General features: G+C 39.1%; 24 protein-coding genes. 4 read left to right on the top strand and 20 right to left on the bottom strand.

Features of this window, described 5'->3' with window-relative positions:
- Positions 1-116: 116 nt before the first annotated feature.
- The 5 genes from ACIQXW_RS12735 to ACIQXW_RS12755 all read right to left on the bottom strand — a co-directional run bounded on the left by ACIQXW_RS12735 (position 117) and on the right by ACIQXW_RS12755 (position 5,090).
- Positions 117-833, bottom strand: coding sequence for a WecB/TagA/CpsF family glycosyltransferase (locus ACIQXW_RS12735; protein ID WP_402762718.1), 717 nt, complete (start codon positions 831-833; stop codon positions 117-119).
- Positions 830-2,101 (bottom strand): nucleotide sugar dehydrogenase, encoded by a 1,272-nt coding sequence (locus ACIQXW_RS12740; protein WP_402762721.1) that lies wholly within the window; start codon positions 2,099-2,101, stop codon positions 830-832. The genes ACIQXW_RS12735 and ACIQXW_RS12740 overlap by 4 nt, the downstream gene beginning before the upstream one ends.
- A 124-nt stretch (positions 2,102-2,225) precedes the next feature.
- Positions 2,226-3,572, bottom strand: a complete 1,347-nt coding sequence (locus ACIQXW_RS12745) for a nuclease-related domain-containing protein (protein WP_402762724.1) — start codon at positions 3,570-3,572, stop codon at positions 2,226-2,228.
- 13 nt (positions 3,573-3,585) lie between these two features.
- On the bottom strand, positions 3,586-4,434 hold the full coding sequence (locus ACIQXW_RS12750) for a flagellin N-terminal helical domain-containing protein (RefSeq protein WP_340820955.1): 849 nt from the start codon (positions 4,432-4,434) through the stop codon (positions 3,586-3,588).
- Positions 4,435-4,625: 191 nt separating this feature from the next.
- Positions 4,626-5,090 carry a transcriptional regulator gene (locus ACIQXW_RS12755; RefSeq protein WP_340820956.1) on the bottom strand — a complete coding sequence of 155 codons (465 nt, stop codon included), beginning with the start codon at positions 5,088-5,090 and terminating at the stop codon, positions 4,626-4,628.
- 228 nt (positions 5,091-5,318) lie between these two features.
- On the opposite strand from ACIQXW_RS12755, the gene ACIQXW_RS12760 reads away from it, so the two are divergent.
- Both ACIQXW_RS12760 and ACIQXW_RS12765 read left to right on the top strand, forming a co-directional pair.
- Positions 5,319-6,893 (top strand): hypothetical protein, encoded by a 1,575-nt coding sequence (locus tag ACIQXW_RS12760; protein ID WP_340820957.1) that lies wholly within the window; start codon positions 5,319-5,321, stop codon positions 6,891-6,893.
- On the top strand, positions 6,890-9,661 hold the full coding sequence (locus tag ACIQXW_RS12765) for a DEAD/DEAH box helicase (RefSeq protein ID WP_402762727.1): 2,772 nt from the start codon (positions 6,890-6,892) through the stop codon (positions 9,659-9,661). Before ACIQXW_RS12760 ends, ACIQXW_RS12765 begins: the two co-directional genes overlap by 4 nt.
- 269 nt (positions 9,662-9,930) lie before the next feature.
- On the opposite strand, the gene ACIQXW_RS12770 is transcribed toward ACIQXW_RS12765, so the two are convergent.
- A complete protein-coding gene (locus tag ACIQXW_RS12770; protein ID WP_340820959.1) occupies positions 9,931-10,353 on the bottom strand; it encodes a single-stranded DNA-binding protein in 423 nt (140 codons plus the stop codon).
- A gap of 301 nt (positions 10,354-10,654) precedes the next feature.
- Here ACIQXW_RS12770 and ACIQXW_RS12775 point away from each other — a divergent pair, with 301 nt between their 5' ends.
- Both ACIQXW_RS12775 and ACIQXW_RS12780 read left to right on the top strand, forming a co-directional pair.
- Positions 10,655-11,080, top strand: a complete 426-nt coding sequence (locus ACIQXW_RS12775) for a YwpF family protein (protein ID WP_340820960.1) — start codon at positions 10,655-10,657, stop codon at positions 11,078-11,080.
- A 93-nt stretch (positions 11,081-11,173) separates the two neighbouring features.
- Positions 11,174-12,145: a nuclease-related domain-containing protein gene (locus ACIQXW_RS12780; RefSeq protein ID WP_402762731.1), complete on the top strand. Its 972-nt coding sequence runs from the start codon at positions 11,174-11,176 to the stop codon at positions 12,143-12,145.
- Between the two features lie 1,073 nt (positions 12,146-13,218).
- On the opposite strand, the gene ACIQXW_RS12785 is transcribed toward ACIQXW_RS12780, so the two are convergent.
- From ACIQXW_RS12785 to atpD, 14 genes are all read right to left on the bottom strand, one after another.
- Positions 13,219-13,617, bottom strand: coding sequence for a hypothetical protein (locus ACIQXW_RS12785; RefSeq protein WP_401019204.1), 399 nt, complete (start codon positions 13,615-13,617; stop codon positions 13,219-13,221).
- Between the two features lie 112 nt (positions 13,618-13,729).
- Positions 13,730-14,113, bottom strand: a complete 384-nt coding sequence (locus ACIQXW_RS12790; RefSeq protein WP_340820964.1) for a hypothetical protein — start codon at positions 14,111-14,113, stop codon at positions 13,730-13,732.
- A 159-nt stretch (positions 14,114-14,272) separates the two neighbouring features.
- Entirely contained in the window at positions 14,273-14,716 is a 444-nt protein-coding gene (gene fabZ / locus ACIQXW_RS12795; protein ID WP_340820965.1) for a 3-hydroxyacyl-ACP dehydratase FabZ, read from the bottom strand.
- A gap of 227 nt (positions 14,717-14,943) precedes the next feature.
- Positions 14,944-15,228 (bottom strand): DNA-directed RNA polymerase subunit beta, encoded by a 285-nt coding sequence (locus ACIQXW_RS12800; RefSeq protein ID WP_340820966.1) that lies wholly within the window; start codon positions 15,226-15,228, stop codon positions 14,944-14,946.
- A 37-nt stretch (positions 15,229-15,265) separates the two neighbouring features.
- Positions 15,266-16,105: a flagellar hook-basal body protein gene (locus ACIQXW_RS12805; protein WP_340820967.1), complete on the bottom strand. Its 840-nt coding sequence runs from the start codon at positions 16,103-16,105 to the stop codon at positions 15,266-15,268.
- Between the two features lie 24 nt (positions 16,106-16,129).
- Positions 16,130-16,963 (bottom strand): flagellar hook-basal body protein, encoded by an 834-nt coding sequence (locus ACIQXW_RS12810; RefSeq protein WP_402762736.1) that lies wholly within the window; start codon positions 16,961-16,963, stop codon positions 16,130-16,132.
- A gap of 21 nt (positions 16,964-16,984) precedes the next feature.
- Positions 16,985-17,980, bottom strand: a complete 996-nt coding sequence (gene mreB / locus ACIQXW_RS12815) for a rod shape-determining protein (RefSeq protein ID WP_340820969.1) — start codon at positions 17,978-17,980, stop codon at positions 16,985-16,987.
- A gap of 169 nt (positions 17,981-18,149) precedes the next feature.
- Positions 18,150-18,407 carry a sporulation transcriptional regulator SpoIIID gene (locus ACIQXW_RS12820; RefSeq protein WP_340820970.1) on the bottom strand — a complete coding sequence of 86 codons (258 nt, stop codon included), beginning with the start codon at positions 18,405-18,407 and terminating at the stop codon, positions 18,150-18,152.
- Between the two features lie 134 nt (positions 18,408-18,541).
- Positions 18,542-19,198, bottom strand: coding sequence for a peptidoglycan DD-metalloendopeptidase family protein (locus ACIQXW_RS12825; RefSeq protein ID WP_340820971.1), 657 nt, complete (start codon positions 19,196-19,198; stop codon positions 18,542-18,544).
- A 37-nt stretch (positions 19,199-19,235) separates the two neighbouring features.
- Positions 19,236-20,180 (bottom strand): stage II sporulation protein D, encoded by a 945-nt coding sequence (gene spoIID / locus ACIQXW_RS12830; RefSeq protein WP_401019205.1) that lies wholly within the window; start codon positions 20,178-20,180, stop codon positions 19,236-19,238.
- 141 nt (positions 20,181-20,321) lie between these two features.
- A complete protein-coding gene (gene murA, locus ACIQXW_RS12835; protein WP_340820973.1) occupies positions 20,322-21,635 on the bottom strand; it encodes a UDP-N-acetylglucosamine 1-carboxyvinyltransferase in 1,314 nt (437 codons plus the stop codon).
- 397 nt (positions 21,636-22,032) lie between these two features.
- On the bottom strand, positions 22,033-22,272 hold the full coding sequence (locus ACIQXW_RS12840; RefSeq protein WP_340820974.1) for a DUF1146 family protein: 240 nt from the start codon (positions 22,270-22,272) through the stop codon (positions 22,033-22,035).
- 58 nt (positions 22,273-22,330) lie between these two features.
- Positions 22,331-22,738, bottom strand: coding sequence for a F0F1 ATP synthase subunit epsilon (locus ACIQXW_RS12845; RefSeq protein ID WP_340820975.1), 408 nt, complete (start codon positions 22,736-22,738; stop codon positions 22,331-22,333).
- Between the two features lie 24 nt (positions 22,739-22,762).
- Positions 22,763-24,178: a F0F1 ATP synthase subunit beta gene (gene atpD / locus ACIQXW_RS12850; RefSeq protein ID WP_173478604.1), complete on the bottom strand. Its 1,416-nt coding sequence runs from the start codon at positions 24,176-24,178 to the stop codon at positions 22,763-22,765.
- Positions 24,179-24,189: the final 11 nt, after the last annotated feature.

The following is a 24,189-nucleotide window of genomic DNA, read 5'->3' on the forward strand; positions in this document are numbered from 1 at the left end:
CTTGGGCTACCAACCGTTGTTTCCTTGCAGGGAATTCTATTATTTCATAGAGGAAATTCCTATACACCTACAGTCTAACACTTTCAATTTAAAACGACAATACCAATTTTTAAAAATTATTGACGTTTTTGCCTTGCCACTTCCAATAAGAAAAGTGGTAGTGCGATCTGACGCTTGATGCGCTTAGGTTCTTTCATTAAACGGTAAAACCATTCAAGACCAAACTTCTGGAAAATTTCCGGAGCGCGTTTTACTGTTCCGGCGAGCACATCGAACGATCCACCAACTCCTTGATAAATCGTTGGATACAATCTGTCTCGATTGGCGTTAATCCAGTTTTCCTGTTTTGGACTTCCCATCGCGACAAATAGTAAATCCGGTTGGGCTTCATTAATACGATCGATGACCTTCTGTTCATCCTTTTCATAGCCGTCCTGTACGCCAACTATTTTAATAGAAGGAAATAATAATTCTAGCTTTGCTTTTGCTGCATCGGCAACACCAGGTTTGCCTCCATAAAGGAAGATTGGCTTGCTTCGTTTTGCCGCTTCTTCACAAAGCTTCATCATCATATCGACGCCTGTAACACGTTCACGAATTTGCCCTTTTTGAATTTTCGAAGCAAGAATAACACCAATACCATCTGGAATTTGAAATTCTGCTTCATTTAATAGCTTCTTTAGTGCTGGGTCTTCTTTTGCCTTGATAATTTTTTCTGGATTAATAGCAACGACGAGCGCTTTTTGTTTGTTTTCAATGCGCTCAAATGCCATATCCATTAATTCATCGTAGCCTTCCGTATTGACGTTGATGCCAAGTACTGTTTCTTTCATCGGTTTTTCGCATCCCCTAGTAAGTGGAACTGGAAGCCAGCCTCTTGCCATTTTTCACGGTTTAAGCAGTTTTTCGTATCAAAGACGATTTTTGTTTTTACAGTAATATCCGTAGCATTATATGCTTTGAACTCATTGTGATCTGTTAGCACGACAATGATATCTGCATCTTTTGTTGCTTCTTCTAAGCTTTGTGTTTGTGTTGCATGTTTGTTTTCTTTAATGTGTGGATCATAAGAAATCACTTCTAAGCCTAAATTTTGTAGCTCATCAATTACGATTGTTGATGGGCTTTCACGCATATCATCAACGTTTCCTTTGAAGGCTAGTCCAAGCACAGCTACTTTGCCACCTGCGATTTTGTTTTCATTTAAAATCGCTTGTGTTTTTTGTGCTGTATAGCTTGGCATGCTGTCATTTGTATTACGTGACATATGAATAATTTGTGCTTGTTCGCCACCTAGCTCAACTAGGAACCATGGGTCTACTGCGATACAGTGTCCACCTACACCAGGACCTGGGAAGTGTACATTCACACGTGGGTGATAGTTAGCAAATTTAATGGCTTCCCAAATGTTTACGTCTAATTTTTCAGCCATTTTTGCAAGCTCATTGGCAAAAGCAATATTGACATCACGGTATGTGTTTTCCATTACTTTTACTAATTCAGCTGTTGTTGCATCAGTTAAATGGATTGTACCGTTTACAAATGTTTGGTAAAGCTCTTTTGTCATTTGAGAAGATTTTTCATCAATCCCACCAACGATACGGTCGTTGTTCACTAATTCTTCAAAAATGCGACCAGGAATTACGCGCTCTGGTGAATGTGCTACAAATAAATCAACGCCGAACTCTAAGTTTGCTTTAATTAGTTCAGGTAGCATAATATGCTCTACTGTTTTCGGTGGTACTGTCGATTCAAGAATTACTAAATTTCCTTTTTTCACATAAGGCACAATTGATGCCGTTGCTTGACGTACATATTCTAAATTCGCTGTATTGTCAGGGTTAATTGGCGATGGTACAGCCACAATGAAAACATCCGCTTCTTGTGGTGTTGTTGACGCTGTTAAGAATCCTTCATCTACTGCTTTATTTAGGCGTTCTTGTAAACCGTTTTCTTCAATATGAAGTTTTTTTTCTTGAATACTTTTTACTGCTGCTGGGTTTACGTCTACCCCATGTACTTTTATGCCGTGGTTGGCAAACATTACAGCCGTTGGTAATCCGATATAGCCAAGTCCAACGACACAAATTGATTTCGTCATTCTCTATTCTTCCTTCCGTTTCAAAAACGAGTAGTAAATTTTTATATGGTCAATAAAATGCATTTTCACATTTTTGTTCTGCATTATAGTATACATCTTTCAAGGGAAAGTGTGAATCAATTTGTTATTTTGCAGTATTTTCTGTGTGCTTTTTACATTTTGTTGGGTTTATCGTAGCTTTTTGGAAGTGATTGGATTGGTTTATCGGCGATTCGCGGGCTTCTATCGGCGGTTTCTTCCGGGTTAACGGCGATTCATCGACTTCTATCGGCGATTTATACTGGTTTACCGGCGATTTCGAGACTCTTATCGGCGATTCCAACAAGCTAGACAAGTAGTACTTCGTATATTTGCCTGTGTTACATCGTGTTGGCAACGATTTTTGCAATAATCGTTTAGCGATATACTCACTATCAATTTTCAAAAACTCACGACAGTCCCTGTTCGTTATCGTATCTCCAACAAGCATGTAATAATCTTTTAGTGCTTGTACATGTGCATCAGTACATTGGTGCTGGCATCTCTGACATAACCAAGTTCTTTTCAGCTTTTCCATCCCAAAGTGCCCACAATTTTCGCAAAAAACGCCTCTTTGTAAAGCATTAGGATCAATTTGATAATATCGGCAAAGCGGATAAGGCTTTCTGTGTTGTAATTGTGACAAAATAATGTTTGTTATTTCAGTCGTAGCTATCCCCTTATTTTTCGCTAATAACTTATGCAAATACATTGGGAGTTCTCTTCCCATTACTATCGGTAGCCCTTCACCCTCACGATGTATTTCTACATTATTAAAAGGAAAAACAATTGCTCCATATATCGGTATCATAATGTCATGCTTGTTAAGAACATGGTGCATTGCCTGAATATACTGTTCCAGTTGAATTTCAGGATGCGTAAAAACTTGAATTTCTCCTGTATCTAAAGTACGAATTAACTGGCGCGGGTCATTTTTGAAATGGACAGTACCACGTATATTTTTAATTTCTAATATAATAACACCGCTTGATGAAATGACTAAAATGTCGATTTGCATGGGGAGTACCGTAGGAAGCATAACATTGTGGAAGATGTGACAGTCACTGAGCTGTGGTAACTTTTCTAGCTCTTTCAAAATATAATGTTCTGCAAAATCGCCCGCTTCCTTATTTTTCAGCTCCTGCTGTAAGGTTGTGAACTGTGGATGTGAAGGATGCAATCGTCGAACAAACGCTTGCAATCCCAATGTCAGCGATGATGGCGCAAAAGGTTTAACAATCAATAACTTCACTCCTTTTCTTTTTACTATAACAGCATAAAAGTTGTAGAAAAATAGGGTGTTGGAAATTAAAAATTTACTGTGGTTTACAGGTACTAAACTTGTTAAATCAAATGGTTTATCGGCGATTCGTGGGCTTCTATCGGCGATTTCTTCCGGGTTACCGGCGATTCGTGCAATTCTATCGGCGATTCCATCTAAAACAAAAAACAATAAGGAATCGCCATTAGTATCTGGGATTCCTTATTGTTCCGCTTTCTAGCAATTTTAAAATTGATTGTGCCTGTTGCATGTGAAGTGCCAGTACATATTGGCTTGCTTGTAGCAAAATTTGTGATTTCACCATATTCATCATTTCCTTCGCAATATCAGCATCGCGAATTCGTGATTCCGCAGCGGTTAAGTTTTCTGCTGTATTCATGTTCGCATTATATGCATGTTCGAGTCGATTTTGATATGCACCTAGTCGTGAACGTTCAGATGATACTCGCTTTAATGCCTCGTCCATCGTTGAAATTGCCTTGTTTGCATCATCGCGTGTTGCAATAGAAGTAGTGTCGTCTAAACCGAGTGCCCCAGCTCCCATATCATTAATGAACAACTCAATGCTTTGACCCGCATTTGCTCCTGCTTGAATTTTAAGGCCATTCGTCGAATAATCACCATTCAGTAATGTTTTCGTATTAAACTCGGTATCTTTTGAAAGGCGCTGAATTTCTTTTTTTAGCTCTTGAAATTCCTTATCGAGTTGCTGACGATCACTATCGGTTAGTGTATCATTGGACGCTTCTACTGCTAGCTCTCGCATTCTTTGTATCATTGCATGCGTTTCATTAAGCGCACCTTCAGCTGTTTGCACAAGTGAAATTCCATCTTGAATATTTTTCGATGCCATATTCAATCCGCGGATTTGCGCACGCATTTTTTCAGATATCGCAAGACCCGCCGGATCATCGGCTGCACTATTAATGCGATAGCCCGAAGAAATTCGCAACATCGCCTTGCTCATTGCACTATAATGGTTATTCATATTATTTAATATCGACATTCCCGTAGCAGACCACTTTCCTAGCATCTCCCCACCCCCTTGCGAACAGTATTTTTATTTATATCGGTGTCAGCCAATCGCTTTTAAGTACTATTGGTAATAAATCCAAATAATTGAAGGTTGAACGATTAAAACTTTCTCAATTAAACTGTTAAAGCACCCGCTTCTTCTACATGAAAAGTGGGTGCTCATTTGCTGTACCTAGTATTCAATTTTTGTTAACCTCCGAATTGTGTGCTCTTTTGATGTAATAGCTCAAAAAAGAGCGCTTCATTGTAATCTAATAACGCTTGATCAATTAAATAATCAATATTTCTTTGCTCAATTTCTGTAATAAGCTGATCTATCTCACCAACAGTTGCGGAAGAGACAAGGGGTAACTGTGGTTTTGGTGTAGCGCTTTCAAGAATTGGCGTTAAATGTTCATGAACATTTGTAATGAGTAGTAATTGATAAAGTGGTAATCGAATAAAACGATTCCCTTTTTGGAAAACAAATACCTCAGATAAATTTTCGATTTGTTGTGTATGCAAGTTGATAATCATTTCTTTCCCTTCAATTGGAATGAAATGAAAAATCTCATTCTCTTTTAATATTGAGAAATATTGATAAGCAAATACGAGACGCAATTTATCTCCAGAAATTTTCGTGTAGAACGGCTTCATGTACTGAACCTGCATCATCCTTCATCCCTCCTCGTTATCTGATTATTCAGATTTTAACACAAATAAACGTACTTGTTAACCATCTTATGTTCAAATTTTTTCTTTCTGATCATTCAGCTTATCATGTCCGCATTTTAATCGTATAATGGAAAGACAGTCTTTTTTCCTTAATACTACGTATGACATTTTTTGTCATCCAAATTAAAGCTAAAGTCATTGGCCAATGCAATTGAGAGGAGTGAGGTTATGGCTTTGTCTATTTCGCAACTAGCTAAGGAATATCAACAATTTATACTTGCTAAATTAAAAGAAGCTGAGCAGGATTTACATCCGTCCTCTAGCGAAGACGAGGAACTTATGCGTCGTGCAGTTTTTTCTGTACGTAACAAATCTATCGTATTTGATCGTTTTAATGGAGCAAGTTCTATATTATATGCAAGCGTACAGGATGTGAGACCTGCAACTGTAGAAATTGATTTTGCTCACGGGACTTTAAGCTGTAACTGTCCCCAACAAAAATGGTGTCGACATCAGGTTGGCGCACTACTTGCTCTCTATCAGTACTTTGATTCGGTACAAAACTGGTCTAGTGCTTGGCGTTCCCAAAAATCAGTGCAGTTAAAATCATTGGCTGATGAACGTAGTCCTGAAAGCTGGCAGTTGATGGTCGATGAAGTAATGAAACGTCTGTTACCGTCTGGTCGCATTTTAGAAGGCTACGGACTTTCGGCAATTCGTTCTGATGCATTGGAGCGACTACGCAAACATATGCCATTTGAACGTGAGTGGCAGCCTATCTATAAGCTATTTATAGAGCTGTCCATTTTTAATGTGATTTGGCGTCATTTAAACAATACACAGGGGCATTCATTAGATTCACCCTATATGAAATACTTTATCGACCAAAGTGTGCAATCATTTGAAAGTATACTGACAGAATTAACGAATCGCTCTCGGCTTTTTGCAACCGATCCATTTTATGATGCGCTTCAGCAAATCGTCCGAAACTTTTTACTTGAACGCGAAGGGCTGTTTGCTAATCGACTGCAAATCTACATGCTGCTGTGGGCAGTGCTTTTTTATGAGAAGCCTAGACGCGAACAGGAGCTTATACTTATTAGCAACCTCGACAATCTGTCACCCGAGATTTCTTTACAATCATTAAAGCTTATATTTTATGTGCTATTACAAAAAGAACAATTATTACAGGAAAGCATTGCACACGTTGCCTTACCACAGATGCAAGACTTGTTCGAATTAGCTACTTTTGCAAAGCGAGCTGGCGAGTCACATTCACAAGCATTAATTTTGCGTGCTATGCTCCCATTTGCTGAAGCTTTTTTACAAGAAACTGTGCCCGTCGTACAGCGAGCGCAATACGTGCGACAATTCCAACTTTTATATGAAGATATACAATTGACCGAAGAGGAAGAAACTACATTATATAGTGCGTTCGGTGTATACGGATTACAGCCATATTCTTTCTTCCTTATTCGAAAAGAACGCTACCGTGAATGGGCGGCGTTACATCAGTTAAATGTTTCCTCATTTTCTTATTTGGAAATGTGTGGTCTAAAGGATGTGTTACACATAGCTCCTGCAGCAGTATTACCTTTGTATCATGTCTATGCGATGGCAGAGATTACACAAAAATCACGTATGAATTATAAGCAAGCTGTACGTATATGGAAAAGTATGCGAAGCGCAGCAAAACGAGCAGGAAAAGTTGCTTATTTTGAAACATACATGCAAACAATCCGTGCAGAATATAAAAGACTTCGTGCACTACAGGAAGAGATTGAGAAAGGAAACTTAGTATGATGACATTAAATGCTCCTTCTCCGTTTACGAAAAGACTACAGCTTCGCATTGAATCAGCTCAGAATGGCAATTATACGGTGCAGGGCTTTACTGCAAGTGGTACCGCAATAGAGGTAGAGACACTTATTTCTTCATTATTTTTCACCTATGAGGCAAATACTTATGGCTTAATGACCAATCGTACAGAGCTTTCCATCGATATTTCTACTGCCGAATTACTCGATATCTTTTCTTCGCGCTACAGTCACCCATTTATCCATTGGCAAGGGATTAATGATGAAAGTAGTACGATGATAGAACAAGCACAAAAATTACAGCAATACTGGCAGGAACCTTCACTTTGGTCCCATGCAGTAATTGCAGATGATTTTTCTTCACTGTCATTTTCTATAGAAGGTGAAGATACTGAATTACTTGAAATAGCCGTGCAACAAAAACTCGCTCACGCTGGATTACTTGTGTCTGATGTGCCTAAGCTACTCCCATTTTTCGAACGTGGTGGCTGGCCACTAGAGCAGGATCGCCAAGCTGGCGCTGTTACTGTTTCTCTACGTTTAAGTGAGCCTGAGGAAGATTCGGAAGTTTGGCTTTTGGAAACTGTTTTAAGTACTGTTTCAACAAAAAATTACTGGACACCCGCTGTTCGTAAAAAATTATTACCATTAGCAGATGCATTACCGACTAAATGGCAAGCATTTGCGCTTGATATTAAACAACAACAAACACAGATTGTGGAGCTGCTATCAATTGAAGATTTACAACCTGATGTCTTTATTCATGTTACGCTAGACGATTTAGAAGTTCGCAAATTTTTACGTGAAGACTTGGCACGGTTACAGGCACTCGGTTTTGATGTTGTGCTACCAGCGTGGCTAAAAGATTTAAAACAATCAAAAATTCGCGTGCGTGTTAGTACAGGAAATATATCAACGAAAAAAGTAGCTGGGCTTGATGATATTTTGACGTTTAAATGGCAATTTTCAATGAATGGTGAATCGATATCAGCCGAACAATTTAAAAAGCTTGTCGATGAAAAACGAGAATTCATTCGCATTGGTACAGAATGGTTCCGAGTGGATGCCAATTGGATGCAAGAAATGCGTGCTTTAATGCAACAGGCTGAAGATGAAAGTTGGACTGTTCGTGAGCTTTTATTCCGCGAGCTACCTGAAGATTTATCTGTGCCTGAGGAAGAAGAAGATGCCGATGATGCAATGCGTGACGATCCACTTTTCGCCTTTGAGTTACAGCAATCTTTAAAATCTTATATGGAGCAGCTTCAGGAAAAGAAAGGTCTTCCACCAGTACCAGTGCCCCTTTCATTAAATGCTAGCTTACGTCCCTATCAGCAAGAAGGATTTGAATGGCTTATCTTTATGCGCGAACAAGGTTTTGGAGCCTGTCTAGCTGATGACATGGGACTTGGCAAAACCGTGCAGCTTATTTGTTATTTACTGCATGTCTATGAAACAACGGATGCCAAAGAGCCAACCATTATTATTTGTCCGACTTCAGTACTTGGTAACTGGCAAAAAGAGCTTGCCCGCTTTGCTCCATCGTTGGTCGTGCATACGCATTATCAAGCAAATCGAACGAAAGAAGATGCATTTGTAAGACTTATCGAACAAGAAAAACCGCATGTTATTTTATCTACTTATGGTACAGTGTCACAGGATGCAGAATTTTTACAAGAAATTAATTGGGCAACTGTTGTACTAGACGAGGCGCAAAATATAAAAAATATGCAGACATTACAATCTCGTTCGATACGAAAATTACATGGTAGCCACCATATAGCTCTAACAGGGACACCTGTTGAAAATCGATTATCGGAGCTTTGGGCTATTTTTGATTTTATTCATAAAGGTTATTTAGGAAGCTTTGGACGCTTTAACGAAGAATTTATATTACCTATTGAACGCGATGAATCAGAGTCACATAAGCAAAAGCTACGTGCGAAAATTCAACCGTTTTTACTTCGTCGTACAAAGCGAGATCCGAATTTACAGCTTAATTTACCTGATAAGCAAGAGTCACATGCCTATTGTGCATTAACCGCAGAACAAGCATCACTGTATGAAGGTTATATTTTAGAAACGCTTGATCAGCTAGAGCAACTAACAGGCTTTCAAAAGAAAGGCCGTGTTTTAAAGATGCTTAGTAAATTAAAGCAATTATGTAATCACCCTGCACTTTATTTAAAGGAACCTTTCGAGGATGCTTCAACGATGCTTACACGTTCCGTCAAGCTAGAGCGTATTGTAAACATGGCAGCGGAAATCGTGGACAATGGTGAACAATGTCTTATTTTCACACAATATATTGGAATGGGACAATTACTACAGCATTGTTTCAGCGAAATTTATAATGTTGATGCACCATTTTTAACCGGTGCTATGCCTAAACAGCAACGTGACCGTTTAGTAGAGGCTTTTCAAGCAGGTGAATTCCCTATATTCATTCTCTCATTAAAGGCAGGAGGAACAGGGTTAAACTTAACAGCTGCAAACCATGTATTGCATGCCGATCGTTGGTGGAACCCTGCTGTTGAAAATCAAGCAACAGACCGTGCCTACCGAATTGGGCAAACACAATTTGTGCAAGTGCATAAGTTTGTGACTATAGGGACGATTGAGGAAAAAATTGATAAAATGCTGGCACAGAAATCTGCATTATCAGAGGAACTCATTCAATCGAGCCAGTGGTTAACAGAGCTAGATGATGATGAACTTCGTGATCTAATGTCACTGGATTATAATTTATCTTAAAAATGCGCCAAGAGCTTAACGTTCTTGGCGCTCTTTTCATTAGCAACATTTCAGTGAACAATGTTTTTCTTCTTTCCTACTTACTTCTAATATTTAATTGTGTGAAATGTTCATTGCTGTGCGGTCTTCAGCAATGACAAGTATTATTTAAATAACACATCAATCCCTTCTAATTAATTTATTACGGCGCAAGTGCTTAGCATTCTTATAGGAGAATGGCGAATTTAGAAAATGTTTTAGCATTGCTCCGTATGTATTGCGATAGTCGGTTATACTACTGGTAATTGCAACTCTTTCTCTGGTAATACAAAATCCTTAAGAATCTCCTGATTGACGGATGAAGATGGTGGTACTTTGCTCCCGTCACTATCTGGCGGCTTCAGCCTATAAAAGCGGACATCTTCTACAACCACTTCAGTAATATAAATTTTTGTGCTTTCTTCATTCATAAATGATCTGGACTGAATGCGGCCATTGATCCCAATCAATGAGCCTTTTCCGCAAAATCTAACGATATGCTCTGCCAGCTTTCCCCATACTGTACAAAGTATAAAGTCAGTTTCTACTTCCCCACGACTGTTTTTGTAATTGCGATTAATGGCGAGGGAAAAATGAGATTGCACTCGATTTCTTGATAGTTGCCTTAACACAGGATCCTTCGTAAGTCTTCCAACCAGTCCGACTTGGTTCATCAATTCACCTCCTTTGCTTTTAATTGCTCTCATCTTACAAGATGGCAGTCCATATTGGCAAAAGTCGATTTTTGATATTTAAGGCGTTATTCAATCCGAAAAATCGTTTTTTCATCCGTTTATTTATTGTAGCTTTGGTTTTATTTCAAGTAGAGTCTTGATGGCTGTAAGTAAAATAGTACTTTCCACAAAAATTAAATTTTGCATATTTAATGGAGAATTGAAGTAACAGACTCATCAGCAACAAGCTGTAATTGATTATGTTATACTAAAATGAATGACCGACTTAGGAGGATACATAATGAAAACATTTAAAATGCTTTCCTTTGACCTTGTCACTCAAGAGGGCATGCAAGCATTTCCTTTAGTCGATGGCATTATTATTAACCAGGAAAACAGCCATCAATCGTGGATTCTTGAACTGTTTATCGATCGACAATATCGACCGATTTTTGATGAGTTATTAGCGAATGCTACAGTATTTAATGTGCGAGCAGTTATTTCATTTCCAGATAATGAACCAGCGCCATTTCGAGTTGTCGTTCATACTGTGCAAGAAATTGGCGAGCATATCTCTGTGCTATTAAAAGGTACTTTAAAAATTAAGCGTTCAAAATACGCTGAACAATTACTCGCTGATCTCCTAACAGAAGGTGTTTCGCAAGTAGAGTTACTAGACCGCTTCTCAAAAGGTATGAAAGAACGACCAAAACTTAAAAATGATTAATTTTAGCGATGCGTTGTATAACGTATCGTTTTTTTGTGCTGGACAAGTTGTCATTTTTGAATAAAATATGGTGTAAAAAAGAGGTGAACTCAAATGAATTTTGTCATTCGTAAGAAACCGTTAAAATTATTGTGGCTCGAAGCTTTATTGAAACGGTTACGGGAGCGAGATCCTGAGGCTAGCTATTTTATTGAACAATTTCGGAGGCTCGATGCTGGTTTCGCCGGTGAGCAAAGAGTCGATAAAGAATGGTATGAAATAATATGTCCAAATACTTTTTTTGTATTGCATAATATTGTGCTTGCGAATGCAGCTAAGCATTCTCATCAACTCGATACACTCTTTATTTGTAATCATTTCATGTTAGTTGTGGAAATAAAGAATATAAGTGGAAAGCTAGATTTCGATGGCATTACATATCAATGCACTCGGACAAAACCTGATGGAACAGTTGAAGGCTTTCCAAATGCTATTACTCAAATCCAACGGCATATTCGATTCATTAAAATTATATCTAAAAATTATTCTCTCCCTATAGAAGGCGCAGTTATATTTTCTAATCCATCCGCTATCATTGAAAATCATCCGAATACAGTTCCTATTTTCCATGTATCTGGACTGCAGAGTCATATTCAAAGTCTTTATAAAAAACACCCCAAACCAATATTAACGGATGAGCAACTAACCCGTTTTGTGCAACTTATTCGAGCTCAACATCAACCACAAGAATTATTAACTCGCATAGATTCCTCGCGCTTTCGCCATGGAGTACTTTGTCCAAAATGCAAATACAAAAATCAAATGTTTTATTATCGTGGCATTTGGAAATGTTCTGTATGCCAACATACAAGCAAGGAGATATTTGCAGAAGCACTACAAGATTATCAATTGCTTGTGAATCGGAATATAACCAATAGTCAATTGCGCAAATTCTTCGGCATTGAATCAAGCGATGCAGCGAATCGCTTATTGCGAAAATTTAATTTCCCTGGTATCGGTACGACTAAAAATCGCGTTTACCATCTCCCTGAAAATTTAACAGAATATATGAAGCAGTTCTTTTGATCAAATCTTATGCGGACTTCCGCATAAGATTTTTTTGAGGACTGCTTGTTGCGTGATTCGCGGGATTGCACCCTTCTTTCGCGGGATTCTTCCTCTGCTCCGCGGAATTGCACCCCTCTTTCGCGGAATTCTTCCTCTACTCCGCGGAATCTCCTCGCTTTCGCGGAATCATACCTCTGCTCCGCGGAATCACTCCTCACTTTCGCGGAATTATACCTCTGCTCCGCGGAATCACTCCTCGCTTTCGCGGAATCATACCTCTGTTTCGCGGAATCATACCTCTGTTTCGCGGAATCATTCCTCTGTTTCGCGGAATCATTCCACGCTTTCGCGGAATCACTCCTCGCTTTCGCGGAATTATACCTCTGCTCCGCGGAATCACTCCTCACTTTCGCGGAATCATACCTCTGCTCCGCGGAATTACACCTCTCTTTCGCGGAATTCTTCCTCTGCTCCGCGGAATCACTCCTCGCTTTCGCGGAATCATTCCTCTGCTCCGCGGAATTACACCTCGCTTTCGCGGAATCATACCTCTGCTCCGCGGAATTACACCTCGCTTTCGCGGAATCATACCTCTGCTCCGCGGAATCATACCTCTGCTCCGCGGAATTACACCTCGCTTTCGCGGAATCATACCTCTGCTCCGCGGAATTACACCTCGCTTTCGCGGAATCACTCCTCGCTTTCGCGGAATCACTCCTCGCTTTCGCGGAATCACTCCTCGCTTTCGCGGAATCACTCCTCGCTTTCGCGGAATCACTCCTCGCTTCCGCGGAATCACACTCTTCTTTCGCGGAATCACTCCTCACTTTCGCGGAATTACACCTCTCTTTCGCGGAATCACTCCTCGCTTTCGCGGGATTCTTCCTCTGCTCCGCGGAATTACACTCCTCGCTTCCGCGGAATTCTCTCACTGCTCCGCGGGATTCTTCCTCTGCTCCGCGGAATCCTACCTCTGCTCCGCGGAATCACACTCTTCTTCCGTGGAATCCATCACCTACCTTTCGCACAGCAGGATTCACCCAGCTCAATATAAAAAAAGTGATTCCGATTGACGGAATCACTTTTTGTATTTATGGAGTAGTCATGGTATTACGTTCATTAACAGCATTGTTGTTTCTTTCAACACCGTTTACACCATTTGCATTAGGAACGTTATCATAGCCATTTGAGCCATTTACATCCGCATTTGATCCTGGTGTAGTCGCTTCAGGCATTACAGTGTTTTCATTTACTGTGCCTTCGTTTACTCTACCTTCGTTCACAGTGCCACGAGTGTTGTTGTTTACGTTGCGATCATAGACATCATGGTTCTTATTTGGATCTACAACATCTTCAACATCGTTAACACCTTTTCGAACGTCGTTCTTCACATTTTCCATTGGGGTTTCATTAGCCGCATTGTTACCCCAGTTACAACCTCCAAGGAATACTGTAGCAAGAATGATGGTTAAAAATGACATTTTCCACATATTAAAAAACCTCCTTTCTTGAGTACTATGTCATCAAATACAACTTGTGCATTTGTGATCCTACATAGATTGCCCGGGAAAGGAGGGAACTATCCGATTTTTTGTACAAAAACTATTTTTGTTTTTCTTTTAGCAACTGCTCAATATAAGCTGCTTCTGCTTTACAATTATAAGAATAGTTTGTACCTAACTCTTTTTGTAAAGCATCAATTGTTTCAATCTGTTTAGCGGTTGGTTCTTCATTTAAAATTTTTGCAATTACTTCATCGATTTTTTTTGCCATTTCTTCATGGAATTCAGTACTCATCAAAACATCGGCTGGGATTTTTTCGATCCAAGCGGCATTTTCCTGAAAATAAGACTGCCAGCTAGCAATGAAGTCTTCCATAGAAAAGCGCTCTTCTTCCCAACCAATACTTGCTAAGTATGATTCGAAAGATGTTGAAATCGAACGCGTAATGCTAATTTTAACACCTGAAGACAATTCCTTATACATCTATATAATCCTCCTACTTTTTAAAAAACCTAAAATCTCATGTATTTCAATACAATTCCATCGTATTATTAAAACTATACTAATATCTGTCAAAAAAAATTGACAATAAGAACACTATTCGACAAGATTATTTTATAACTTTTAGCCTATAATTGCAAATTAAGGCTGTTTTGGTTGTTCTGGCCCTATTGCAAATAAAATATCTGCCTCACAAACAAGCTCGCCATCAACAGTCGCAATTCCGTGTCCTTTACCCATAGAACCGCGCAATTTAATGAATTCCACTTCTAATCGAAGCTGATCGCCTGGTACTACTTGACGCTTAAAGCGTGCATTATCAATGCCCGTTAAAAACACTAAACGTCCTTGATATTGCTCAGATTTTAATAAAGCTACACCACCAACTTGTGCTAATGCTTCAACAATTAGAACACCTGGCATAACTGGATATCCGGGAAAATGTCCATTAAAGAAATCCTCATTAATTGATACATTTTTGAAACCTACCGCACGCTTGCCTTCCTCTAATTCCACAATACGATCTACGAATAAAAAAGGATAACGGTGTGGTAAAATTGCTTGAATTTGTTCTGCTGTTAACATTTCTTTTCCCCCTCTTAAGTATGTAAGTTGGCTTTTTACATAAAATACGTACTAAACCTCCAATTCCGAATCCTCTCCATTTAGCAAGCAACGAGCCAGCTCGGACAACAGAATGAAGGTCTCAAATAACATTCGCCTTTGTTCTAATCCAAAAGCGCGTATTTGATATACAGATTGCAGTATTAAACCTTTTTATGTGATAACACAAAGTATGGTAAAGAATATTATTATTCTTTACCATTCATTATGTCAAATATATGCCGCCATGTTTCTAAATTAAAGACATCCATTGCTTTTCCTTGACCAATCACACTGTAGCCGACCATCGTACCTAAAATAGCGGCAACAATGATTAAAACAATAACAAGTACAACACGTAACCAAATCGGAATCAGCCGTATTTGCACCCATCGAACCTCGCGTTGCTCTCCATTTGAGCGACGTCCCTTCTCTTCTGGTGGCGTATCGGTTTTTTGTGTCGGCACAGAACGTCGACGTGAATCGTTTGTCATAGATATTGTACCCCTTCATTACTTACTCAAACGTAACTTATCTTATGCCATTAATTAGCCCTAGCATTTGGTCAGCTAGTGTTACGGCTCTTGCATTAAATTGATAAGCACGTTGTGTTTCAATTAAATCTGTCATTTCCTTCGACAAGTTTACATTCGATAATTCGAGTGTACCATTTTGCATGCCGATTTGCTGACGATTTGCGCCTTGTAAATCTGTTACAACTTCAGCTTGTGTAAATCCTAGCTCTGCTAAGTTATTTGGTAAGCCTAAATATGTGCCAGATACATGCTCCATTAGCTGTGGCTTTTGGAATTCTGTTACAGCTAAATCCGTACGAATAATATCTCCATTTGGATATGTTGCTTCTAACGAGCCTCCATCGCGAACAGCGAATCCTTTTACGTTATCAGGTAATGTTATAGGCTGTCCATTTGCATCAGCTACTGGATAGCCATCTGTATTAACAAGCATTACCGTCCCATTATTTAAAGGTGATAAATAAAAGTCACCTTGACGAGTATACACTGTTTTTGTACCATTTTCACCATCTGGCATTAAAATGTTGAAATATTGTTTTGGCTTTGTAAAAGCAAAATCAAGGTCACGATCTGTTGTTTGAAGGGAACCTTGCTTATGATTCGTTTGAACTTGGCCAAGCATTGCGCCAGAGCCATAGCGTATACCTACTGGTGATTGGCGCACAGTAGGGTCCTGTTTATCAGTATTAAATTGCTGATACATTAGTTCATTGAAAGTAGCTTGCTGTGTCTTATAGCCATGCGTACCACTATTAGCGATGTTATTACTAATTGTATCTAGTTTATTTTGCAATTGGCCCATTGTATTCGTTGCCGTAATCATTGTTCGTAGCATGGGAAAACGCCTCCTGTTCGCTTATTATAGTTTGCCGATTTCGTTAACAGCCTTTTCCATACTGCGATCATAAGCCTGTAACACTTTTTGATTTGCTTCGAAAGCTCGATACGCGGTCATTAAGTCTGTCATTGTGCGACCAGAGTCTACGTTTGAGCGCTCTAAATAATTTTGACCTAATGTAAACGATACGCCATTCGCACCGTAAGCAGAAGGTAAAGCGTCTCCATTTTCTGTACGAATTAAGCCATTGTCTTGTTTAACTAGCATGTTCGGATTGGCAGCAAATGATACACCTACACGCGCTACTTGCTGGTTATTTACAAAAATTGTACCATCCTGATCAAGACGGAAATCATCATTTGGTAGCTGGATGCGTTGTCCACTGTCTGATAATACGTAAAGACCTTGCGCATTGACTAAATAGCCTTGACCATCTAATGTAAAATTCCCGTTACGTGTATAGGCTTCTCCACCGTCTGGATGTGCCAGACGGAAGAAAATTGAGCCAGTAACACCATCTTCATTTTGCGGTAAGTATCCATCAATAAGGGCCATATCTGTCGTTAAATCAGTGCTGTAGATTTGACCTTGTATGTAATTTGGCAATGTTTCTTGCATATAAATTCCTGTATTTAATGCACCAACTTGGCTCATATACTGCGAGCCGGATTGCTGATTGGCAGGTGCATTTGTTTTACCTACGCTCGACATTAGCATATCTGGAAATGAACGAATTGTAGATTGATCAGCTTTAAATCCAGGTGTACTTGCATTTGATAAGTTGTTTGTCAGTAATTCTGTTCGTCTTTGTTGTGCTATCATACCTGTTGCTACTGTATAAAACCCTTTGAACAAAGGAATCACCTCATTGTATTTTTATAGGGATGCTGGAACACGATCAATATTTTCTAGCATAATGCCAGTGCCAATTGCCACACAGTCCATTGGATATTCAGCAATAAAGACTGGTACTTTTAACTCTTCAATTAACAGTTGGTCCATACCGTGTAGCAATGCGCCACCACCAGTAATAATTACACCGCGATCAATAATATCAGCTGATAGCTCAGGCGGAGTTTTTTCCAACACGTTTTTAGCCGATTGTACAATCATTGCTACCGATTCATGTAATGCACGTTCAATTTCTTCAGAATGGATCGTAATTGTACGAGGTAAGCCTGTTACCATATCACGACCGCGAATATCCATTGAATCGCTACGTCCACCTTTGAAAACTGTGCCGATTGTCATTTTGATTGCTTCTGCTGTACGCTCACCAATTAGCAATTTATATTCCTTTTTAATATATTGCAAAATATCATTATCAAAAACGTCGCCCGCTACCTTAATAGACTCACTTGTTACAATGTCACCCATTGAAAGTACTGCAATATCTGTAGTTCCACCACCGATATCAACTACCATATTGCCGCTTGGTTGGAAAATATCCATACCTGCACCGATTGCCGCAACTTTCGGCTCTTCCTCTAAATATACTTTTTTACCACCAGATTTTTCAGCGGCTTCGCGAATAGCTTTTTGCTCTACACTTGTAATATTTGTAGGACAGCAAATCAAGATACGTGGTTTAGATAAAAACCCTTTTAAATTTAATTTATTGATGAAATGTCTAAGCATCGCTTCAGTAACATCAAAATCTGCAATCACTCCATCGCGTAATGGCCGAATTGCAGTTATATTACCGGGCGTGCGACCCACCATTTGACGAGCTTCTTCTCCTACAGCTAAAACTTTGTTTGTCTTTTTATCTATTGCTACCACTGAAGGTTCATTAAGGACGATTCCTTTACCTTTTACGTGAATTAATACGTTCGCAGTTCCTAAGTCAATGCCTATATCCTTCGAAAACATTTTAAATTTCTCCTTCCCGCCAGTTCAAACTACATAACGTTCCTATTGTCTATTTATCTAGAATATTTTATCACACCCCATTGGTAATTTCACCTAAATTTAGTTATTCCGCTTGTTTTCCTACAATTATATGTACACAAGTAGCAAAGTACAAAAAAAGAACGAATCATTATTGACTCGCTCTTTCTTTCCACTTGTTTTTCGTTGCCTCTCCTCCACGAATATGACGTACGGCTTTATGGTAGGCGAGAATCTCTTTCACTTGATCAGCTAATCCTTCATGAATTGTTGGTAATCGCTCTGTTAAATCTTTATGCACCGTACTTTTTGAGTAACCTGTCATTTTCGCGAGGACACGCACAGTTTCACGCGTCTCAATCAATAATTCACCGAGGCGTATGCAGCGCTTCCGAATGTGCTCGTGCACGTTCTTCGTCCTTTCCACACAATTTCACAAAATGGCTTTGGCATCAGATGCACGTCTGCGCATTTCTTCACCTTATGTGAGGACAAAGCTATTCAGAACACGTTTGGCACTTTCTCGTTAAAATGCTGATTTTTTTAAAATGCTAGTAATTTTTTAGGATTGATATATTTCCCGTTTTCTAGTACTTCAAAATGCATGTGTACGCCAGCTGCTTGATTCCACTCATTGTCAGTCGCTTTTCCAAGTGCCTGACCTTGTGTAACTTCATCGCCTTCTTTTACGACAATATCCTTCACAGAGCTGTAATGTGTTTGCATACCATTTGCATGCTCTAGAACGATTTTATTGCCTGTGAATGCATCTAGTTTTACTTCTAGTACTTTACCACTCAACGCAGCAACTACTTCAAATTCCTCTCCATTCATAGAAAGAGAAATGCCTGATGAAGTTGTAAAAGTTTGATTGAATACCATTAAAGCATTCTCACGTGACTCTTCATTGGCTTCTAACTCATAAAATTCCTGTGAAACTTGTACTTTACTAAAGTCAGCTTCTTTGAATGGATACTTCATGTTTTCTGTTCGTGCATTTGTTTCAACTACTGGACCTGGGTCTACCTGTGCTAAATCTGGTAATGGCGCCTCTTCTTTTGATACGAGACTATTGTAACCAAATAACAAACCTGCTAACACTAACGCACCCCCACCGTATACTACCGGCCAAAACCAAGGTTTTTTCTGCAATTGTCCTTTTTCATTTTGAGAAGTTTTACTATTTTTATCCTCTCTCATTTTCATCACCTCTAGTTGCAGTGTGAACAACTAGAAGCTATTTTAAACATGCATCTATTTTTTTTATCTCAACTTCTTGATAATAATAGTGTAAAATTTCTGAGGCGGTCTTTCCTTCACCTGCCATCGCATTTGCACCATACTGACTCATGCCAACTCCGTGACCATATCCCTTCGTTGCTACTTGAACTTTTCCAGTATCTCTACTATATGAAATCTTAAAATCTGTTGACGGTAATTGTAAGAGTGTTCTAACCTCTCTACCTGACCAGACGTTTTTCCCCATCTGTAACCGTTCAACACGTCCTGAATCATTAAGGAACAATTGTATACGGCCAAAGTCTGTCGCCTGCCATTTAACCGGCCACAAGGCATTCCATTCGGCTAGCGTCCATTGTTCTATTGTTGCAAACTTTGGAGATGCTTGATCGGACATACTCGTAACGCTTTGTAAATATGGTAAGTCATTACCGCTGTAGCCATAAGCACTTTCCGTTTTCCCATTACTCGTTGAATGAAACATTGCTGTTATTAATTCATTATCATATAGAAGTACTTGTCCTTGTGTTTCTGTAATGGCTTCGACAATTTTCTTTTCATTTCCCGGGAAATTGCTAGTCCAATTTGCTTTTCTTTGTTCCTTATTATAGTAAACTTGCCTTGCAACTGTAGGTGCAATGGTATTCTTGCCGTAATTTGTCGTTTTCAGAGCATATGTCCTTGCTGCAATTGCTTGTGCTTTTAAAGCTTCTTTATTAAAAGAAACGGGCATTTCTGCAGCAACTACACCCACTATATACGTTTCTAAAGGAATTTTTTCCTGTTGTCCCTCCACTTCTATGAATATTTCACAGGCTTTTTCCGTCGTTTGTGGAGAATTGTTAAAATTGTCTTCCGTTCGTCTCTCACTGAATGCTAAAGGAAGCATATATAATGCGCCAATTAAACAAATAACACCAATACTCATTATCCATTTTTTCATATGGAATAATATGCGAGAACTCTTTAATATATGAGCGTTCTACTAAACGTAAAAGACTTATTATCTTGTTTTGAAGAGTAGATTTTGATTTAACAACAAAAAATCTCTTTGCTTATTATAAGCAAAGAGATTTCAATATCATTAGTTTGTTGGTAATTCCAATGAAGCTTTTTCCTTTTGTACAACTTCCATCGTTGTTACACGTTCAATATTAGCGCCAAGTGACGCTAATTTCCCATGAAAGTCTACATAACCACGATCTAAATGGTGAAGCTTTGTAACTCTCGTAATACCCTCTGACACAAGACCAGCTAAAATTAGTGCAGCGGCAGCTCGTAAATCTGTTGCCATAACCTCAGCTCCCTGTAGGTCTACTGGCCCTTCGATAAAGACAGAGCGGCCTTCAATTTTTGCTCCTGCATTCATGCGACGAAACTCTTCTACGTGCATAAAACGGTTTTCAAAAACAGTTTCAGTAATAATACTCGTACCTTCAGCAGTTAACATTAAGGCCATCATTTGTGATTGCATATCCGTTGGGAATCCTGGATGCGGCATTGTTTTAATATCCACGGCTTTTAATGTTTGCGGTACATGTACGCGTATACCTTCATCTAGCTCTGTAATTTCAACGCCCATTTCTCGCATTTTAGCTATTAAAGCCGTCATATGCTCTGGCACAGCGTTTTCTATCGTTACATCACCTTTTGTTATCGCTGCGGCTACCATAAATGTACCTGCCTCAATACGGTCTGGAATAATATGATGTTCTATTCCATATAATGTGTCAACGCCTTCTATACGAATCGTATTCGTACCTGCACCGATAACACGCCCACCCATACTATTAATGAAGTTAGCAAGATCTACAATTTCTGGTTCTTTTGCTGCATTTTCAATGACAGTCGTTCCTTTTGCTAAAGATGCAGCCGTCATAATATTTTCTGTAGCTCCAACACTTGGGAAATCCAAATACACATTCGCACCTTGTAAACGACCCTCTACCTTCGCTTCCACATATCCGTGCCCAAATGAAATTTTTGCGCCCATTGCCTCAAAGCCTTTTAAATGTAATTCTATTGGTCGTGAACCGATTGCACAACCACCAGGTAAAGCTACACGTGCAAAGCCATTTCGAGCAAGTAAAGAACCCATCACTAAAATAGATGCACGCATTTTACTCACAAATTCAAATTGAGCTTCACTTGAAAGATCCTTTGTTGCGTCTATATATACTATATTGTCTTCTGGTATATATGTAACATCAGCGTTTAGACTTTTAAGTACTTCATTTATGGTATAAACATCTGCTAAGTTAGGGACTTCTTTAATTACATTTTCTCCTTTTGAAGCAAGTAAAGCTGCTGCCAGGATTGGTAACACTGCATTTTTTGCGCCCTCTACACGAACTTTTCCCTGTAGCTTTTGGCCGCCAGTCACTATAATTTTATCCACCCTACGTCCCTCCGAATTCAATCTCTTAACCTATCGAAAATTTATTTTAAAAAAAGATGTATAATGTCATAATCAGTAAACAAACAACTTTATAGTACAACTTTTCACACGCTCGTTCAAGCGTCCAAATCACTATTTTAATGCATTTATTGATATTTTGCTATTTATTTATTGTACGCATTATTTTTTTTTTTGTGAATGACCAATAACACGGAAAAAAATGTAATTCTCTTATACATAACGAAAGTTCGTGACTAAAATATATCCGTTTATATGGATTGTTAAACCTCTTTTGTACATATTTCAAAGGACCACATAAGTTATCTTATGGAGCCCTTCGAAATATGTACCTATAAAATTATGCTTCCGTCTACATATTATGTTAACTTCGCTAAATTTAAAATAAGTACGGAAGTTTTCCAGACCATCCTGAAATTTGAAGAAAGAAATTAGAAACTGCTGTGCCTATCGCAATGCTTAGCAAAATATAAATCAACTGTATTTGAAAAACTTTATTTTTCTTAAATAGTTTTTCTAGCATGAAGGCCTGCAAAGCGTAAAATGTGATAGCAATAAAAAATAGATGCGATAGAATCCCCATTAAAGCTTCTTGCCCTACTGCTTCATAAATTTCCACATCGTGTTCCTCCATTTAAAAAACGGGCAGATATTGAATCTGCCCGTTAAAAATTGAATTAGATATTACCCTCATGAACGTTGATACGATTCAACGCACGTTTTAATGCTAGGTCAGCACGTTTGAAATCAATGTTATCTTGTTTGCTTTGAATTCGTCCTTCAGCGCGTTTAACGGCTTCTTTAGCACGTTGAACATCGATGTTTTCAGCAATTTCAGCAGAAGGTGCTAAAATTGAGATCTTTTCTGGACGAACTTCAATGAAACCACCGCTTACAGCTACAACTTCTGTTGAACCGTCTTCTTTTTTCAGCTTCACTGCACCAATTGCAAGTGGAGCAACCATTGGAATATGGCCAGCAAGAACACCGATCTCACCTGAAGTTGTTTTCGCGATTACCATTGATACTTCAGAATCGTATACTGGGCCGTCGGGAGTGACAATATTGACTGTAACTGTCTTCATATTTTTTCCTCCTCGTCCCTAGTATTAAACCTCTACGCCCATGCTTTTCGCTTTTTCAACTACTTCTTCAATAGATCCAACTAAACGGAAAGCATCTTCTGGTAGGTGATCGTGTTTACCATCAAGGATTTCCTTGAATGAACGAACCGTTTCTTTAACAGGAACGTAAGAACCTTTTTGACCAGTGAATTGTTCCGCAACGTGGAAGTTTTGAGATAAGAAGAATTGAATACGACGAGCACGTTCAACTGTTTGTTTATCTTCATCAGATAACTCATCCATACCTAAGATAGCAATGATATCTTGTAATTCACGGTAACGTTGGATTGTACGTTGTACGCCAGTTGCTACTGCGTAGTGCTCAGCGCCTACGATTTCTGGTGATAATGCACGAGAAGTCGAAGCTAATGGGTCAACCGCAGGGTAGATACCCATTTCAGATAATTTACGCTCAAGGTTAGTAGTTGCATCTAAGTGGGCGAAAGTTGTAGCTGGAGCCGGGTCAGTATAGTCATCGGCTGGTACATAGATCGCTTGAATAGAAGTTACAGATCCTTTGTTAGTAGATGTGATACGTTCTTGTAATTTACCCATTTCAGTTGCAAGTGTTGGTTGGTAACCTACCGCAGAAGGCATACGACCTAATAGGGCAGAAACCTCAGAACCTGCTTGTGTGAAACGGAAGATATTGTCGATGAATAAAAGTACGTCTGCACCTTGCTCATCACGGAAGTATTCTGCCATTGTAAGACCAGTTAAAGCTACACGCATACGTGCACCTGGTGGCTCGTTCATTTGACCGAATACCATCGCTGTTTGCTTGATAACGCCTGAATCGCTCATCTCGAAGAATAAGTCGTTCCCTTCACGAGTACGCTCACCTACACCAGCGAATACAGAGATACCTGAGTGCTCTTGTGCAATGTTATTGATTAATTCTTGGATTAATACAGTTTTACCTACACCGGCACCACCGAATAGACCGATTTTACCACCTTTGATATATGGTGCTAATAAGTCTACTACTTTGATACCTGTTTCAAGGATTTCAACTGAAGTTGAAAGCTCATCGAAAGTTGGTGCTTCGCGGTGAATTGAATCACGACGAGCATCAGCTGGAATTTCTTCACCTAAGTCGATTACTTCTCCTAATACGTTGAATACACGACCAAGAGTCACTTCACCAACTGGTACTGAGATAGCTTTTCCTGAGTCTGTTACTTCTGCTCCACGTTGTAAGCCATCAGTAGATGACATTGCAATTGTACGAACAGAATCATCACCTAAATGAAGTGCAACTTCTAATGCAAGAGTTGTTGGTTCTTCATTAGGACGTTCAATCTTAACTGTTAATGAGTTATAGATTGCTGGTAATTGGCCATTGTCGAATTTTACGTCAACAACCGGACCCATTACTTGAATAACATGTCCTTTATTCATTACTGTGTACC

Source organism: Lysinibacillus sp. NPDC097162, from assembly GCF_044762185.1.
GTDB lineage: Bacteria > Bacillota > Bacilli > Bacillales_A > Planococcaceae > Lysinibacillus.